The organism is Mesorhizobium onobrychidis (genome assembly GCF_024707545.1).
GTDB lineage: Bacteria > Pseudomonadota > Alphaproteobacteria > Rhizobiales > Rhizobiaceae > Mesorhizobium > Mesorhizobium onobrychidis.
Map to the genome: position 1 here is coordinate 657,780 of NZ_CP062229.1, position 16,443 is coordinate 674,222.

12 protein-coding genes and 2 pseudogenes are annotated in these 16,443 nt (G+C 64.4%); 2 read left to right on the forward strand and 12 right to left on the reverse strand.

The window, feature by feature from the left end; genetic code table 11:
* Window positions 1–7: 7 nt before the first annotated feature.
* The 7 genes from IHQ72_RS03145 to IHQ72_RS03175 all read right to left on the reverse strand — a co-directional run bounded on the left by IHQ72_RS03145 (window position 8) and on the right by IHQ72_RS03175 (window position 6,427).
* A complete protein-coding gene (locus tag IHQ72_RS03145; protein WP_258121121.1) occupies window positions 8–1,078 on the reverse strand; it encodes an extracellular solute-binding protein in 1,071 nt (356 codons plus the stop codon).
* A gap of 29 nt (window positions 1,079–1,107) precedes the next feature.
* Entirely contained in the window at window positions 1,108–1,776 is a 669-nt protein-coding gene (locus tag IHQ72_RS03150; RefSeq protein WP_258121122.1) for a helix-turn-helix domain-containing protein, read from the reverse strand.
* A gap of 164 nt (window positions 1,777–1,940) precedes the next feature.
* Entirely contained in the window at window positions 1,941–3,011 is a 1,071-nt protein-coding gene (locus tag IHQ72_RS03155) for a D-alanine--D-alanine ligase family protein (protein WP_258121123.1), read from the reverse strand.
* A gap of 176 nt (window positions 3,012–3,187) precedes the next feature.
* Entirely contained in the window at window positions 3,188–4,069 is an 882-nt protein-coding gene (locus IHQ72_RS03160) for an SMP-30/gluconolactonase/LRE family protein (protein ID WP_258121124.1), read from the reverse strand.
* Entirely contained in the window at window positions 4,066–4,707 is a 642-nt protein-coding gene (locus IHQ72_RS03165) for a 2-dehydro-3-deoxy-6-phosphogalactonate aldolase (RefSeq protein ID WP_258121125.1), read from the reverse strand. Before IHQ72_RS03165 ends, IHQ72_RS03160 begins: the two co-directional genes overlap by 4 nt.
* The gene (locus IHQ72_RS03170) at window positions 4,704–5,663 is read right to left on the reverse strand and encodes a 2-dehydro-3-deoxygalactonokinase (protein WP_258121127.1); all 960 of its coding nucleotides are present in this window, start codon (window positions 5,661–5,663) and stop codon (window positions 4,704–4,706) included. The genes IHQ72_RS03165 and IHQ72_RS03170 overlap by 4 nt, the downstream gene beginning before the upstream one ends.
* The gene (locus IHQ72_RS03175) at window positions 5,660–6,427 is read right to left on the reverse strand and encodes an SDR family NAD(P)-dependent oxidoreductase (RefSeq protein ID WP_258121128.1); all 768 of its coding nucleotides are present in this window, start codon (window positions 6,425–6,427) and stop codon (window positions 5,660–5,662) included. The genes IHQ72_RS03170 and IHQ72_RS03175 overlap by 4 nt, the downstream gene beginning before the upstream one ends.
* Before the next feature lie 396 nt (window positions 6,428–6,823).
* On the opposite strand from IHQ72_RS03175, the gene gshB reads away from it, so the two are divergent.
* On the forward strand, window positions 6,824–7,765 hold the full coding sequence (gene gshB / locus IHQ72_RS03180; protein WP_258121129.1) for a glutathione synthase: 942 nt from the start codon (window positions 6,824–6,826) through the stop codon (window positions 7,763–7,765).
* A 183-nt stretch (window positions 7,766–7,948) separates the two neighbouring features.
* Window positions 7,949–9,481, forward strand: a complete 1,533-nt coding sequence (locus IHQ72_RS03185) for a YifB family Mg chelatase-like AAA ATPase (RefSeq protein WP_258121130.1) — start codon at window positions 7,949–7,951, stop codon at window positions 9,479–9,481.
* 188 nt (window positions 9,482–9,669) lie between these two features.
* Here the strand turns inward: IHQ72_RS03185 and IHQ72_RS03190 are convergent, their stop codons facing one another.
* The 5 genes and pseudogenes from IHQ72_RS03190 to IHQ72_RS03210 form a co-directional block, all read right to left on the reverse strand.
* Window positions 9,670–10,212 carry a hypothetical protein gene (locus IHQ72_RS03190; protein WP_258121131.1) on the reverse strand — a complete coding sequence of 181 codons (543 nt, stop codon included), beginning with the start codon at window positions 10,210–10,212 and terminating at the stop codon, window positions 9,670–9,672.
* A 326-nt stretch (window positions 10,213–10,538) separates the two neighbouring features.
* Complete coding sequence (locus tag IHQ72_RS03195) at window positions 10,539–12,713, reverse strand: malate synthase G (protein WP_258121132.1); 2,175 nt, start codon at window positions 12,711–12,713, stop codon at window positions 10,539–10,541.
* A 310-nt stretch (window positions 12,714–13,023) separates the two neighbouring features.
* Window positions 13,024–15,045, reverse strand: a complete 2,022-nt coding sequence (locus tag IHQ72_RS03200; protein ID WP_258121133.1) for a hydantoinase/oxoprolinase family protein — start codon at window positions 15,043–15,045, stop codon at window positions 13,024–13,026.
* Window positions 15,046–15,232: 187 nt separating this feature from the next.
* Window positions 15,233–15,603: pseudogene (locus IHQ72_RS03205) on the reverse strand (endonuclease domain-containing protein).
* 235 nt (window positions 15,604–15,838) lie between these two features.
* A pseudogene (locus IHQ72_RS03210) lies at window positions 15,839–16,210 on the reverse strand (hypothetical protein).
* Window positions 16,211–16,443 lie beyond the last annotated feature (233 nt).

The window sequence follows — 16,443 nt, forward strand, 5'->3', positions numbered from 1 at the left end:
GGCGGACCTAGTTGCCCGCCATCAACGCGTTCCACTTTTCGTTCGCCACCTCGAAGTTCTCCACCCAGAACTTGATGTTCTGCTGATAGCCAAGCTTCAGCTTGTCCGGCGTGTTGGTCATGAACGCCGCGGTGACCTCGTCCACTTCGGGCTTCGCGTCCTTGTGGATCGGGGTATAGGAGGTGGTTTTTGCAAGCGTCTCCTGCGCGCTCTTGCGGAGATAGGCGTTGATCAGCGTATGCGCCGCGTCGGGGCCCTTGACGCCCATCGGAATGGTCATCTGGTCCATCACGACCAGCCAATCCTGCCACGCCGGCGTGTACGCCGCGCCGTTCTTGACCGCGGTCATGGCTCGTCCGGTCCACATCGCGATCATGTCGGCTTCGCCGGATTCGGCGAGCTGCTGGGAATCGGCGCCGGTCTTCCAGAAGATCGTGTCCGGACCGAGCGACTTCACCTTCTCGATAGCCTTGTCGATATCGGCCACCGTCATGTTTTCCACCGAGCCGCCGGCGGCGAGCAGCGCCTGCTCGATCATTCCGCCGGACAGATCGCCGCTGCCCTCCAGAGCGCGCGAGCCTGGAAACTTCTCGATGTCGAAGAAATCCCTCCAGCTCTTGGGCGGGTTATCCTTGTACTTTTCAGTGTTGTACATCAGCACCACGCCATAGTTCATGGCCGGCACACTGCATTCGCTGATCTGGCCTTCCGGAATGTTGGACGTATCGATCTTCGAGAAGTCCAGCTTCTGGAACAGCTTGCCGCAATAGACGTAGGGCGGGAAATCGCCGGTATCGACAACGTCCCAAGTGACATTGCCGGACTCGACCTGCGCCTGCAGTTTCGAGATTTCGGTTGGCCCGTCGCTGAGCAGCGTCACACCTGATTTGTCGACGAACTCTTTTAGCGCGGCGATCTGACCATCCTGATAAATGCCTCCATACGAGACGAAGGTAAGCGTCTTGCCCTTCAGCGAGCCCTCGGCCACCTCGCCCGCCACGGGCTTGCTCTGCGCAATTGCTGCGGTCGTGATCATCAGCAGCCCCAGCGCGGCCACCTGTCCAATCTTGGTCTTCATATTTTATCTCCCATTTGCGCGCACCCGCATTACTTCGGTCCGCCCGGCTGCGAGCCTTGTCCGGGCGTGTATTGATTGAGTTCCGCCGCGCCGCTGGTCGGGGGCGCGATGATCCAGAGCACCTGCGCCGGCGTCTTGCCGATGTTCTCCGTGCGATGCGGCGTCGAGGTTGCGTATTCGATGCTGTCGCCCTCGTTCATGACGAAGCGCTCGTCTGCCAGCGTCAGTTCGACTGTCCCCTTCAGGACGACGAACATCTCGTGCTTGCCGCCATGCGTGTAAGCGTCGTTGCCAGTCGAGCCGCCGACGTCGAAATCCCCCGAATAGACCTCGAATTCATGGATCGGCCGCCGTGACAGCAACGTCTTTCGGCAACCGTGGCTGATTGGCAGCAGGGGGCGGTCGGCCCTGGTGAGCACCTTGTGGAATCCACCTTCGGTCTGCTCGAACAAGTCGTTGATGCCGAGATCCAACGCAGCCGCGATCCGCATCAGGGTGCTGGCGCTGGCTCCGCTCAGATTGCGCTCAAGCTGGCTGATGAAGCTCGCCGTCGTGCCGACCATGTCGGCCAGCTGGCGAAGCGAAATGCGTCGGGCTGTGCGAATGGCCTTGATCCGTCCGCCGACATGCTTGGCTTTGTCTGCTTCCGTCGCTGCCAGCGCGGCTACCTCCGGGGATGTCGCAGGGTCGACTTTCACCCAGTGCCTCCTTCACTTAACACCTTATTAAGTGACATGTTGGAACGCAAGCCATTTGTCGAGACCCGATCCTGGGCCGCTGGTGCAGCTGCGACGCGGGCGCTGCTCATCTCGCTGGCGGACTTGGCTACAGGGTTCCGGGCAGCTTCACGCAGGATTTCTGCTCAGGACGCGGCCAATCGGCCAAAACGGCTCGCGGCGGTCTCGGCCATCGCATCGGCGAGGCCCATCTCCCATTGCGTGCGGCAATAGGCGCGGAAATCGAAGCAGGGCAGGCCGGGGCTGACCTCGAACTCGATGAGATGGATGCTATCGTCGGCTTCGACCCGGAAATCGACGGAAAACACATCCCGCAGGCCAAGCCCGGTCATCAGGTTTTGCGCGATCCGTCGGATCCTTGCATCGGCTCCCGGCTGGCTGGCGGCAACCGGCAGCAGCACCGGCTCGGCATATGTTCCCGCCGCCTTGGCAGCCTCGCCGGTGTCGCCGTAAAGCGCCAGGCTGTCCGCCATGGTCTGGAAATCACCGCTAGAATCGACAAAGGCGATGCCGAGCGCCTCGACGCCGGTGTCCGGCTTGAGGCCGAGAAAACTCGCGCGCGCATTGCGCCCGGCGACATAGGTCTGCACGACGACATCGTCGCGATAGGCGGCGAAAACGCGCCGGCTAAGCTCCAACGCATGGCCAAGATCGTTACAGCGTGAGTCTGGCCAGATGCCGATCTTGGCGCCGAGCCGGTTCGGCTTGACAAACCAGCCGGCTGGCGAAGCCGGTGGCTCGACCAGCCAATGACCGTCGCGGGCCAAACCGGATTGCGGCACCGGCAGGCCGAGTGCGCCGAGCACGGCGCCGGAGCGGAATTTGTCCTGGCAGAGTGCAAACAGCGCATCATCGGCGCCGAGTGCCTTCAGGCCGTTCAGTCTTGCCAGAGCCGGCGCCGTACCGCCTCGGAAATAGGCGATGCCGTCGGTCAACGTCCACACCAGCGTCGTGTCCGGGCCCTCAACGGCAAGCACGCTTGCGGCATCGTCGAGTTCCACCGGCACGAAGGACAGGCCGCGCGTCTGGCAGGCTGCCGCCAGCACGTCGAACTCAGGGGCGATGTCGGTCGACTGCGCCAGATAGGAGGCGATTTCGGCGGCGCGCGCCGGCACGTGGCCATCGGCGACCAGCCGGTCGAAGCAGGCCTTTTCAGGCTCGTAGACAAGGATCAGCTTCGGCTTGCGGCTTGACATGAGATGCACGATCCCGGGGATGAACGGGTCCTGGCAGCGCGATTGCCTACCATCGCACGGCAGACGCATTCGGCTTTCGCGAAAACCGACGTCAGCTGGACGCCTGCACGACAGTGCTGGCGCTATCTTCCTGTTTGACCGTGATCTTTTCCGAACCGAAGGTTCGGGATAATGGTCTAGGCGATCAGCACGCGCGGCTCGAAGCGGCCGTTGACCGGAATATCGAGCAGAAACGTCATGCCGGCTTGCGGATCCAGCAGGCGCTGTTTCTCATCCTTGCCCGACCAGGCAGAGGTGACCGCCAGCCAGTCGGCATCCCTGCCGACAAAGGCCGGGCAGGAGGGTTGCGTCACCGGCATCGCGACCGAACGGATGAGCTTGCCGTCAGGCGCGTAGGCTTCGATGACGCTGCCGCCCCAGCAGGCGTTCCACAGGACACCGTCGCGATCGAGCACCGAACCGTCGATATAGCCCTTGGCCTTGCGGTGATCGACGAAGATCTTCGGCTCTCCGGACGGCAGGCCGGTCGCCGGATCGCAGCCAACGCGCATCAACAGGCCGGTGCTGGTATCGGTGTAATAGGCGGCCGTTCCATCTTCGGAAAAGCAGATCGAGTTCGACACGGTGATGTCCGAATAAAGCCGGCGCAACTCTCCCTTTAAGAACCAGTAGATCGAGCCGGCGGCCTTTTCCTCACCCTTGCCCATCGTGCCGATCCAGAAGGCGCCGCAGGGGTGGACGCGCGAATCGTTCGAGCGCGTCGTCGGATTGTCGGCCTCGATCGCCGTGTGCAGCGTCATTTTACCGGTCGCCACGTCGCGGACATGCAGGCCGGTTTCGGTGGCGATCAGCTGTCTTTTGTCGTCGATGATGGCGATGGCGCTGGCCATCTGGCCAAGCTCGTGGATTTTGACCGCACCGCCGGAAAGGCGCTTTTCCAAAAGCTGGCCGTTGACTATATCGAACCAGTAGAGCGTATCGGTGGCCGGGTCATAGCTCGGACCTTCCCCGAGCTGGCAGACATGGTCGGAAAAAACCGAAACGATGGCTTCCCTCATCTTGCCGCTCCAAACGCCGCATCCCAGGCCGCTGCAGCAGCGCGGGCCCGCACGGCAACCTCGTCGACGCTCATACCAGGCTTGAACAGGCCGGAGCCGAGGCCGAAGACGCTGACGCCAGCCGCCTTGTAACCGGCAAAGTCCTTTTCCGACACACCACCGACCGCGCCGACCAGCATATCGGAAGGCAAAACCGCGCGCATCGCCGCGATGCCGGCCGCGCCGAGCACGCTGGCCGGGAAGAATTTCAGCGCCGAGGCGCCGAGCCGGATGGCCTGAAATGCCTCGGTCGGCGTGAACACGCCCGGCATCGTCACCATGCCGTAATTCATGGCGCGGCCCATGACCTCGGCATCGATGTTGGGGCTGACCAGCAGCCGCCCGCCGGCCTTGTGCAAGCGATCGACATCGGCCGCGGTCAGCACAGTCCCGGCGCCGACCAGTGCCGTCGCCGGCAGCGCGTCAACAATCCTCGCGATCGAGGTAAACGGGTCCGGCGAATTGAGCGGCACTTCGATCGCTTCGATGCCGGCCTCGAAGATCGCCCGGCCAATGGCCACCGCCTCGTCCGGCTTGAGGCCGCGCAAGATGGCGACAAGCCCGCGCCCGAGCTTCGGAAACGGTGCGGTCTCGGTCATGCGGCAACTCCGCTTCCAGCAATCATGCCATTTTCGCGCGCCGCCTCGATCAGGCCGGTACGCACCGCCTCGTCGGCATCGACGGTCCGAACCGCAAGTCCAGCAAGGCCGAGCGCCTCAGTGTAGAGCGCGCCGAGCGCGCCGGAGGCAATCAGCACGACGGACGCCGTGCCTTTCCGGTAACGGCGGCTGGCCGAGGCGATCTCGCCGCCAATCAGCAGGCCGGACAGGCAAGCAGCGGCATCGTCGGGCTTCAGGTCCTGCAGCAGGCCCGCGGCGCGGATCGAGAACAGTTTCGACGTGACATCGCCGCCGTCGGCCAGCGCTTGCTCGCACCAGCGCCGGAAAAATGGGTTGCCTGGTGCAACCGGCTTGGGCTCCTCGCCAAGCGAATGGCGCAGGATCGAATGCGCCGCCAGCACCGAAAACAGCTCGCCGGTCGGCCACGTGCCGAAACCGGCAACAACGCCGTCCTCGACCAGCACCCATTTCGAATGGGTCCCAGGCATGCAGACGAGATGACGGCCTTTTGCCGGCAAGCCAGCGCCGGCAAGCTGCGTTTCCTCGCCGCGCATGACGTCAGGCGCGTCGGCCTGGCGCTGGGCCAGGCCCGGCACGATGCGGATGTCGCGGCGTTGGCCGGGGATGCGCGCAGCACCGGCAAGGATGGCGCCGATCGGCGCCGGCACGGTGACATAGGGCGCCTCGAGCCAGCCCTGGCGCGAGCCGGCCATGCCGCAGATGATGACGGGCATCGCTTCCGGCGCGCCCATCGCCGCCAGATGGCCTTCGAGGATGGTCGAAAAGCCGGCGGCTTGCGCGGTGATCAGCCCGTCATCGCCGCGACGCTCGGCAAGGATTTTTCCGGCGTCATCGACCAGCCAGACCCTGAGACGGGTCGTGCCCCAGTCGACGGCGGCGACAGAAGGCGCCTTGCTCGGAAATCCTGGGCTCACAGGAAGCCCCCATCGACGATCAGCATCTGTGCGGTCAGCATCCGCGAAGCGTCCGACGCCAGGAACAGCACCGTCCCGACAATGTCTTCCGGCTGCATCACCCGTTTGATGCATTGCTTGGCAATATGGGCGGCGAGTGCCTGTTCGGTAACCCAGAGCTCCTTCTGCCGCTCTGTAATCACCCAGCCGGGTGCAATCGCATTGACGCGAATGCCGTCGGCGCCGAGCTTGCCGGCAAGCCCCTTGGTCAGGCCGACGATGCCGGCCTTGGCGGCGGTATAGGCCGGCATGTCGGGGTGGTTGATCAGAAACGACGTCGACGTGAAGTTGATGATCGAGCCGCCGCCGGCGCGCTTCATGCCTGGCGCTACCGCCTGTGCGGAGAAGAAATGCGGACGCAGGTTGACCGCCTGGTTGTTGTCCCAGAACTCCACGGTGACATCTTCCACCGCGTGGCGATCGTCAAGTGCTGCATTGTTGACCAGCACGGTGACGTCGCCATGCGCTTCGGCCGCTTTGGCGGCCGAAGCACGCAGCGCCTCGATGTCGCGTATGTCCGTCTTGAGATAGAGGGGCCGCCGGCCGAGATCCTTCTCGATGCGGTCGGCCAGCGCCAGACTCGGGCGGTCGGCGATGTCGATGAAGGCGACCTTTGCCCCCTGGCGGGCAAAACCCTCGGTCAGCGCCGCGCCGATGCCGGAACCGCCGCCGGTGATCAGCACCGAAGCACCTTCAAGGTCGCCAAAGCGCGCCGATGGCATCATCTTTTTCTCCCTGAGCATGACCCCGAAAATCGGTTTCGATTTTCGGAAAGGATCATACGCAAAATCAAAGTGCTACAGCGTCCTTTGCGCGTCCAAAAGGACGCGCGGCGCTGTAGGCTCAGTCGGCGCGCATCCTAGCCAGCCCGGTCGGGGGAGCAAGGGAGAAAAACCGATTCCCGAGGCTTATGTCAGACAAAAAGGCGATCACGCCCACTATGTGTCCTCGCAGCGGCGGCCGACCGATAAAGGCATCGAGCGCGCGCGTAGCCTCGCTTTGTCTGCAACTGACCGACAGACGCCCCGCTTGCAGCAGGCAATCCTCAAAATGTCGCGATTGGCAGATGACCGGCGAGGCTGTACAGGCAAGCAGCCAATCCGATCCGCCGGAGATCCGCCATGCCTCTGAAAATCGCCGTCCAGATGGACCACATCTCCACCGTCTCGATTGCCGGCGACACGTCGTTTGCGCTGTCGCTGGAAGCGCAGCGGCGCGGCCATCAGCTGTTCCATTATACGCCCGATCGACTGTCGCTGCGCGGCGGCAAGGTGTTTGCCCGCATCGAGGCAATGCAAGTCCGCGACGAGAAGGGCAATCACTATTCGCTCGGCGAAGAAGTCCGCACCGACCTGTCGGAGATGGACGTCGTCCTGCTCAGGCAGGATCCGCCGTTCGACATGAACTACATCACCACGACGCACATACTCGAGCGCATCCATCCCAAGACGCTGGTCGTCAACGACCCGGCCTGGGTGCGCAACAGCCCGGAAAAGATCTTCGTCACTGAATTTCCCGACCTGATGCCGGAAACCCTGATCACCAAGGACCCGCTGGAGGTCGCCGCCTTCCGCAAGGAGTTCGGCGACATCATCGTCAAGCCGCTCTACGGCAATGGCGGCGCCGGCATCTTCCACCTGCACGAGGCCGACCGCAACCTCGCCTCGCTGCTCGAAATGTTCGGCCAGATGTTCCGCGAACCCTACATCGTGCAGCGTTATCTGAAGGAGGTGCGCGCTGGCGACAAGCGCATCATCCTGGTCGACGGCGAAGCGGTCGGTGCCATCAACCGGGTGCCGGCCGAGCATGATTCACGCTCCAACATGCATGTCGGCGGCCGCGCCGAAAAAACCGAATTGACGGAGCGCGAACGCGAGATCTGCGCCCGCATCGGCCCGTCGCTGAAAGAGCGCGGTTTTATCCTCGTCGGCATCGACGTGATCGGCGACTACATGACCGAGATCAACGTGACGTCGCCGACCGGCGTGCGCGAGGTCCAGCGCTTCGGCGGCGCCGACATCGCCAGCCTGTTCTGGGACGCCGTCGAGGGCAAACGCAAGTAGCGCCTATGCTTGGCGGAACAGCGGTTTTCCGACCCGTAGCCGAACGCAACGCCATCAGAGCGTAGCGTTCAATTGTTCCCGTAATGTTCTTGCCTTCGCCCGAAATCTGTGGTTGTTTCCGGTGACGCCGTTCGCGGCATGATCGCATGGGCTTCGGGCGAGCCCATATCCGGGGGCAGAAAAATGGTTGCGCGGGTCCGCACGGTGGCTTTCCAGGGCATCGAGGCCGTGCCGGTCGACGTGCAGGTGATGATCGCGCCGGGCAAGGTCAACATGCACATCGTCGGCCTCGGCGACAAGGCGGTGGCCGAAAGCCGCGAGCGGGTGCAGGCGGCGCTGCATGCGTCGGGCCTGTCGATGCCGTCGAAGAAGGTCACGGTCAATCTGGCGCCGGCCGACCTGCCCAAGGAAGGCAGCCACTACGATCTGCCGATCGCGCTTGGCCTGATGGCGGCGCTTGGCGCCATTCCGGGCGACATGCTGGCCGGCTATGTCGTGCTTGGCGAGCTGTCGCTCGATGGCACCATCGCCGCTGTGGCCGGCGCGCTGCCGGCGGCGATCGGCGCCAATGCCGAAGGCAAAGGCCTGATCTGCCCTTTCGCCTGCGGGCCGGAAGCGGCCTGGGCCGGCAAGGATTTCGATATCCTGGCGCCACGCAGCCTGATCGCCATCGCCAATCATTTTCGCGGCACGCAGGTTCTGTCGCGGCCGGAAGCCGGCATCCATGCCTCGGCGCGCGACCTGCCGGATCTTGCCGACATCAAGGGCCAGGAAACCGCCAAGCGGGCGCTGGAGGTGGCGGCGGCCGGCGGCCACAATCTGCTGATGGTCGGACCGCCGGGATCGGGCAAATCGATGCTGGCGCAGCGGCTGCCGTCGATCCTGCCGCCACTGGCACCCAGGGAATTGCTCGAAGTCTCGATGATCGCCTCGGTGGCCGGCGAACTCGGCGAAGGAAAGCTGACCGACCGGCGGCCGTTCCGCGCGCCGCACCATTCGGCCTCGATGGCGGCGATGGTCGGCGGCGGCCTGCGCGTGCGGCCGGGCGAGGCCTCGCTTGCCCATCACGGCGTGCTGTTCCTCGACGAGTTTCCCGAATTCTCGCCGCAGGCGCTCGATGCGCTGCGCCAGCCGCTGGAGACCGGCGACTGCATGATCGCCCGCGCCAATCATCGCGTCACCTATCCGGCGCGCATCCAGCTGGTCGCGGCGATGAACCCGTGCCGCTGCGGCATGGCCGGCGAGCCGGGCTATCGCTGCCTGCGCGGCGACCGTTGCCGCACCGACTATCAGGCGCGCATTTCCGGCCCGCTGCTCGACCGCATCGATCTCCGGATCGAGGTGCCGGCGGTCTCGGCCAGCGATCTGATCCGGCCGGACCGGGCAGAGAAGAGTGCCGCCGTGGCGCTGCGCGTGGCCCGCGCCCGGACGATCCAGCGTGAACGCTTCGAACGGCTCGGCGCGACCTCGGCCACCACCAACGCGCATTGCTCGCCCGCCGTCATCGAGGAGATCGCCATGCCGGATGCAGCAGGCCTGTCGCTGCTCAGGGATGCCAGCGAAAAACTCGGCTTTTCCGCACGGGCCTATCATCGGGTGCTGAAGGTGGCGCGGACGCTGGCCGATCTCGAGGCCAGCGAAACGGTCGGCCGCATCCATCTGGCCGAGGCAATTTCCTACCGCATGAGCTCGGAGCGAATGGCGCAGGCGGCGTAGAGTGCACCGGCCGGGAGCCGGAAAGCTTGACCGCGGGCCTCATCGTTGCCGGCGGCGATCGGCCCCAAGGCCGAAGACAGGGCCGGATCTACCCCTTCGCCTGCGGGCCGGGAGCGGCCGGGCCGGCGAGCAATTCGACAGACTGGTGCTACGCAGCCTGATCGCTATCGCCTTCCATTTCGCGGCAGCTACTTCACCGGGATCATGAGATGTGCGTAGGGAGTGCCCGCCCACATCACATATGGCTTGGACGTGTCAGGCTTCGGGTCCGTCGGATAGCCCTGCATCATATCCGTTGCATTGACAATCATCACGTGCGGTCCGGTCTCCACCCAATTGTTGCCGGGCTCGGGCTTCGTCGCATAGGGATCGGTGTTGCTGCCGTCGGTGCCGCCGGCCAGCATATACATGAAGCCGACCTTGCCCTTGGGAGGTTCCTTTTTTTCGATCCACGCCATCGCCCATTCCATCGAGTTGGCATCGCCACACATTGGATCCGGGCCAGGTGTGGCCGGGTTGTCCGGCATGCACCAGAAGCCGTTTGTGCCCTCGCGCAGTGTGCGCATTGCACCCTTCTCATCCATAGCGTGGATCGTAGCGCCGCTAGCTACAGCGGGGGGTGCGGCGGATTCGGCGCTCTTGATCATCGCAGCGTCGTCGGCGGCTGCGCCCTGTATCGCAATCAAACTGCCCGCCGCCACAAGGGCAGCGACCGTCAGAAGCCGTTTCATGGCCGTTCTCCGGTTTTGAGTTGATCTTGTGCATGATGTGGGACGCACGTCCTCCCAAAGCCGTTTGTCAGTGTTTAAAATCTAGCAGATCGCATGCACCGGGACAACGACGTTTTAGCGATGTCTAATATCTGTCGGGTGATTCATGTGAAGTTCTGCTCCATCGATCCCACGCATTTCTTTGCGTTGAGTATCCGGCATGCCTCCCCCAGATGCTCCAGAACGGGCTGCAACGCGCGCCTGCGGCCTGAGCACGGACAGGCGCAAAATTTTTCTACCCCTGGGAACGCCCGGAGTGAGACCAGCACCTTTGCAACGGCGGCTTGTTATCCAGCCCGTTCCTTCGCCTTCAGCTCAAGCCGCCGCGCGTGCAGCACCGGTTCGGTGTAGCCGTTGGGCTGGACCCGGCCCTTGAAGACGAGATCGCAGGCGGCGAGGAAGGCGATCGACTTGTCGAAGTCGGGCGCCATCGGCCGGTAGAGCGGATCGCCTGCGTTCTGGCGGTCGACGACGCCAGCCATGCGCTTCATCGTCTCAATCACCTGGTCTGAGGTGCACACGCCATGGCGCAGCCAGTTGGCGATATGCTGCGAGGAGATGCGCAGCGTGGCGCGATCCTCCATCAGGCCGATGTCATTGATGTCAGGCACTTTCGAGCAGCCGACGCCCTGGTCGATCCAGCGCACGACATAGCCCAGAATGCCTTGCGCGTTGTTGTCGAGTTCCTTCTGGACCTCCTCCGGCGACCAGTTCGGCCGCACCGCTACCGGCACCGACAGGATGTCGTCGAGCTTTGCCTTCGGCCGGCTCTTCAGCGCCGCCTGCACGGCCTGGACATCGACCTTGTGATAGTGGGTGGCGTGCAGCGTCGCCGCCGTCGGCGACGGCACCCAGGCGGTGTTGGCGCCGGCCTTGGGGTGCGCGATCTTTTCCGCCAGCATCGCCGCCATAAGATCGGGCATCGCCCACATGCCCTTGCCGATCTGGGCGTGGCCTGCCAGCCCGCATTCCAGCCCGGTGTCGACGTTCCATGCCTCGTAGGCGGCAATCCAGGCGGCCTGCTTCATGTCGCCCTTGCGGATCATCGGGCCGGCTTCCATCGAGGTGTGGATCTCGTCGCCGGTGCGATCGAGGAAACCGGTGTTGATGAAAACGACGCGATCTTTCGCGGCGCGGATCGCCTCCTTGAGGTTGACGGTGGTGCGCCGTTCCTCGTCCATGATGCCCATCTTGATGGTGTTTTTCGCCATGCCGAGCAGCGCTTCGACGCGGTCGAATATCTCGACGGCGAAAGCGACCTCCTCCGGCCCGTGCATCTTGGGTTTTACGACGTACATCGAGCCGGCGCCGGAATTGGCGCGTCGTCCATTCGGCCCAACATCGTGCAGCGCGATCAGCGCCGTCATCGCCGCATCCATGATACCTTCCGGCACCTCGTTGCCTTCGCGGTCTGTTATCGCCGGATTGGTCATGAGGTGGCCGACGTTGCGGATCAGCATCAGCGAGCGACCGGGCAGGGTCAGCGTGCCACCATCAGGCGCCGTGTACGACCGGTCGAGGTTGAGCTTGCGAGTGAACGTCTTACCGCCCTTGGTGATCTCCTCGGCAAGGTCGCCCTTCATCAGGCCGAGCCAGTTGCGGTAGACTAGGACCTTGTCCTGCGCATCGACCGCCGCGACAGAATCCTCGCAGTCCTGGATGGTGGTCAGCGCCGATTCCAGCACGACATCGGCGATGCCGGCGGGATCGGTCTTGCCGATCTGGTTGCTATGGTCGATGACGATCTCGATATGCAGGCCATTCCTGGTGAGCAGGACGGCTTCGGGATTGTCGGCGTCGCCGCGATAGCCGGCAAACTGTTTGGGGTCGGCAAGCGTGGTGGCGCCGGCGCCCTCGCCCAGCCGCAACATGCCGTTGGCAACTGAAAGCCCGTTCACCCCAGCCCATTTGCCCGAGGTGACCGGCACCGACTCGTCGAGAAAACCCTTCGCCCAGGCAATGACCTTGGCTCCGCGCACGGGATTGAACCTCCCGCCCTTCTCGGCGCCGCCGGTCTCGGGAATGGCGTCGGTGCCGTAGAGCGCATCGTAGAGCGAGCCCCAGCGCGCATTGGCGGCATTCAGCGCGTAGCGCGCGTTCATCACCGGCACCACCAATTGCGGCCCGGCAACCACCGAGATCTCCGGGTCGACATTTTCCGTCGCGACTGAGAAGGCCGGCCCTTCCGGCACGAGATAGCCGATCTCCTTGAGGAATCCCTTATAGGCTTCCATATCGCTGGGCGCGCCATTGTCGCGATACCAACGGTCGATCTTGTCCTGCAGCGCGTCGCGCTTTTCCAGCAGCGCCCGGTTCTTCGGCGCGAGATCGTAGACGATGGCCGCAAAACCGGTCCAGAACGCGTCGGCTGCAATGCCGGTGCCCCGCAGCGCCTCGTTCACGACGAAATCATAAAGCTCGCGGGCAATCCGCAATCTGGCGATTTCGACGCGATCGGTCATCGGGGCTTCTCCAGACGAAAGGCTAGGCCGGGCCTTTGACATGTCAGGGTGGCAGGGTCAATTCAGCTTAGGGTGAAGGTAGGGCAAATCGCTTCCATTTCGAATGCCCCCTGACCCTTTGCGGGGCGTTGACGCTGGCTGGTGCGGCTCCCCCTTCTCCCCTTGTGGGAGAAGGTGGCCGAGCGAAGCTCGGTCGGATGAGGGGTGTTCCAGCTTGGCACCGACGGCGATTCTTCCAGCACCCCTCAACCGTCTCGGCGCTGCGCGCCGATCCACCTTCTCCCACAAGGGGAGAAGGGGAAAGGGCGCCCTACACCGCAATCCTTGGCCTGCCCGACGCCACCGCCACCACATGCGCCTCGATGAACAAGCGCTGGCCTTCGACGGTCGAGACGCGGAATTCACTGGCGATTTCGATCTCGGCGCTGTCGGTGCCGGCCTCCCTCGCCCGCCCGGCGGCAATGGCGCGGACATCGGTTTCCGCCGCGGCGATCGCTGCCGCTTCGTCTTTGAAATCGCGCACGGTTTCGCCAGAGGCGACGCGAAACAGCCCCTCCTTGGGCTGGCTGACCCGCGCTTCCGCCGAAACCCTGACCTGGCCGACAACGGCGCCAAGCGCATTGGCGACATCGGTATCCTCAGGCACCACGCAGCCATTGCCGACCAGCTCGGCCAGTCCGGCATAATGCAGCGGCGCCGAGGCACCGAGGCCGATGACCGGACGGTCGAGCGCGACGCTCAGCCGTGCGATGCCGGGATGCGCGTCGACGGCGCGCTGGACCAGCGCATGGGCGACGGTCGCCGCGCCATCAAGCCCGTCCTCGGCAAAGGCGGTCTCGAGGATGACTTCCGCCGACAGGCGGGTCAGCGTGGTCAGCACCCGTTCCGAGATCGCCTCCGGCGAGGCGGCGATCGACTGTCCCCGCCCGTCGCGTTTGCGGGCAAACAGTTCCGCACCCAGACGGGCCGAAGCGGCATCCCAATTGGCCTGCTTGCCCAGCACATGGGCGGCGTCCGACGGCGTGAAGCCGGCGACATGCACCAGCCCGCGCGACACCAGCCGGTTCAAGGTGGCGTTCTGGGCGTTCGAGGTCAAAAGCCGGTCGAGGGGCAGCGGCACAGCACCGATCAGCTCATAAAGCTTGGCCTCGGCGCCGGTCAGGCCGGCGGCGAGCCGCTCCGGCACGCCGGTCCTGACCGCCAGGCGGCCATCCATGCGGCCCGGGTTCGGTGCCCGCAGCTGACGTTCGAGCTCCGAGGTGACGGCTTCGCCATGCACCATGCCGGCCAGCGCCAGCGGCACCAGGCGGCGCGGCCCGAGCTGGATTTTTGGGTTGAGCGCGCCATCCTCCAACACCACTTCGGAATCGCCGCCGAGCCCAAAAGTGCGCATGGCGACGGCTTCGACCATGGTGCGGAAGCCGCCTACGGTGGCGCCTTCCGGATCGAGCCTGGGACGGCCGTTATCCAGCACGGCGACGTCGGTGGTGGTGCCGCCGATGTCGGAGACGACAGCATTGTCGAGGCCGGTCATGTGGCGGGCGCCGACAAGGCTGGCGGCCGGGCCGGAAAGAATCGTCTCGATCGGCCGCTGGCGGGCAAAGGCGGCCGAGACCAGGGCGCCGTCGCCGCGCACCACCATCAGCGGTGCGGCGATGTTGCGCTGGCCAAGAAAAGCTTCGGTCGCCGCCACCAGCCGGTCGATCATCGAGATCAGCCTGGCATTGAGCAGCGTCGTCAGCGCCCGGCGCGGGCCGCCGAGCTTGGCCGAAAGCTCGTGGCTGGCGGTGACCGGCAGGCCGGTCTTTTCGCGGATGAGGTCGCGCGCGGCGAGCTCATGCGCCGGATTGCGGGTGGCGAAATAGGCGCAGACGGCAAAGCCCGACACCGAGGCGCCGAGTTCCGGCAGCGCAGCCTCCAGCCCGGACAGGTCGAGCTTTGCCGCATTGCCGTGGACGTCGTGGCCGCCGGGGCAGAACACCACCGGATCGGTGCCGAGTGCCGCCTTCAGCCCGTCGCGGGCGAGATCGCCTTCGGAAAAGCCGATCATCACCAGCGCCACGCGCCCGCCCTGGCCCTCGACCAGCGCGTTGGTGGCAAGCGTCGTCGACATCGACACCAGTTTTATCGCTGCCGGATCGGTGCCGGCTTTCTGCAGCACGGCATCGACCGCGCCCGATATGCCGACCGCCAGATCGTGGCGGGTGGTTAGCGCCTTGGCCTTGGCCAGCACTTTGCCGTTAGGGCCGCCGGCTTCAGACCACAGAACGGCGTCGGTGTAGGTGCCGCCGGTGTCTATGCCGAGGAACAGGGGCGTGGTCTTGGCGGTCATATTTTGGCAGCGGTCCGGGGCGGCGAGGTTTTTGCTGTGAAGCCCTTACCCGATATGGCCCGGCCGATAAAGCCGCGAGCGCTGGGCCAATAGGCGATGATCGTAGTGACGGCCAATCTCCCCCCAAGTGGGGGAGATGTCCGGCAGGACAGAGGGGGGCGCGAAGGATCGCCTACTTTGCCACGATCTAAGGGACCGCGGCGAGCCCAGCCGCTATCACAATATGCTGGCAGACATTGTCGATGTCGCGGATAATGTCGTCGTTCCAGAAGCGTAGAACGGTCCAGCCATCCTTTTCCAGACGCAATGTCCTTTCCTCATCGCCGGCGACAGCATCGCCTGCGCGTGCTGGGAGCCGTCGACCTCGACGATCAGTTTCTTCTCCGGGCAAGCGAAGTCGACAATGTAACCGGCAATCGGAAATTGTCGCCGGAAGCCAAGTCCCATCAGCCGGTGTGCGCGAAGCTCGTTCCAGAGTTTCAGCTCGGCATCGGTCATGACCTTGCGCATCGATCTGGCGTTTGCGCGATGTTTTGGAGGCAGTGGCGTGTGAGGCATTGTCAATGCTCGGTCGCAGCCAGGGTTGGAGCTCTACGGCGCCCCCCTCTGTCCTGCCGGACATCTCCCCCACGAGGGGGGAGATTGGCAGCTTGGCCGGTGGCACCCTCCTTGCAGCGTTGAAAATTCGCGAAAGCGTGGGCGTCTCCGATCTCCCCCTATGTTGGGGAGATGTCCGGCAGGACAGAGGGGGCCGCTGGTCCCTCCAACCTCTCAGCGATAGGGCAAGGCCGCACTACGGCACCAGATCGATTTCCTCGGTCTCGCCGCCGCTGCAGGTGTAGCAGCAATCGTCGCATTTTTCGGTGTTGCCGGGGCCGACGCCCTAATAGGTGCCCTCGTCGCCGACGACCCAGGCGCCGTAGCAGATCCATTCGCCGTCATCGCAGGATAGCGGGATCGACTTGGTCTCGCCGTCATTGAGATAATAGTTCTGATTGTTACCCGGCCAGATATGGTTGCGGTCCTGGCTATAGAGCTCGACACGCATGGCGTTGGGATGGCTGTTCCTGATCTCGAAGGTGACGTCGCCGGCATGCGCCGCCGACGCGAACGATGCGGCAAGACAGAGCGCGACGGCGATGCGCCGCGCGAAAGCGAAAGACAACATGATGATTCCCCCCGGAATGAAACGGCCTGCCCGGCCGCGACAAGAACATGGCATAGAGGCTGGAGGGGTGGAAGGGGGTGGCGGTAAATCTGCGCGTCGCGAAAGGCGCGACCCTTCCTTCTCCCCCTTTGTTTGGACTGGGGCATCGCGCTTCTGTGCTTGAACGGCATCCCGAACCCCCCTCACGCACAACGCGCGAAACTGTTCGCGATGTCCTCGCACACCTGTTC

Bases quoted from the DNA above. Each gene is read 5' to 3' on its own strand.
- IHQ72_RS03145 (WP_258121121.1), bottom strand. From the start codon at position 1,078: ATGAAGACCAAGATTGGACAGGTGGCCGCGCTGGGGCTGCTGATGATC.
- IHQ72_RS03155 (WP_258121123.1), bottom strand. From the start codon at position 3,011: ATGTCAAGCCGCAAGCCGAAGCTGATCCTTGTCTACGAGCCTGAAAAG.
- IHQ72_RS03160 (WP_258121124.1), bottom strand. From the start codon at position 4,069: ATGAGGGAAGCCATCGTTTCGGTTTTTTCCGACCATGTCTGCCAGCTC.
- IHQ72_RS03165 (WP_258121125.1), bottom strand. From the start codon at position 4,707: ATGACCGAGACCGCACCGTTTCCGAAGCTCGGGCGCGGGCTTGTCGCC.
- IHQ72_RS03175 (WP_258121128.1), bottom strand. From the start codon at position 6,427: ATGATGCCATCGGCGCGCTTTGGCGACCTTGAAGGTGCTTCGGTGCTG.
- gshB (WP_258121129.1), top strand. From the start codon at position 6,824: ATGCCTCTGAAAATCGCCGTCCAGATGGACCACATCTCCACCGTCTCG.
- IHQ72_RS03185 (WP_258121130.1), top strand. From the start codon at position 7,949: ATGGTTGCGCGGGTCCGCACGGTGGCTTTCCAGGGCATCGAGGCCGTG.
- IHQ72_RS03190 (WP_258121131.1), bottom strand. From the start codon at position 10,212: ATGAAACGGCTTCTGACGGTCGCTGCCCTTGTGGCGGCGGGCAGTTTG.
- IHQ72_RS03195 (WP_258121132.1), bottom strand. From the start codon at position 12,713: ATGACCGATCGCGTCGAAATCGCCAGATTGCGGATTGCCCGCGAGCTT.
- IHQ72_RS03200 (WP_258121133.1), bottom strand. From the start codon at position 15,045: ATGACCGCCAAGACCACGCCCCTGTTCCTCGGCATAGACACCGGCGGC.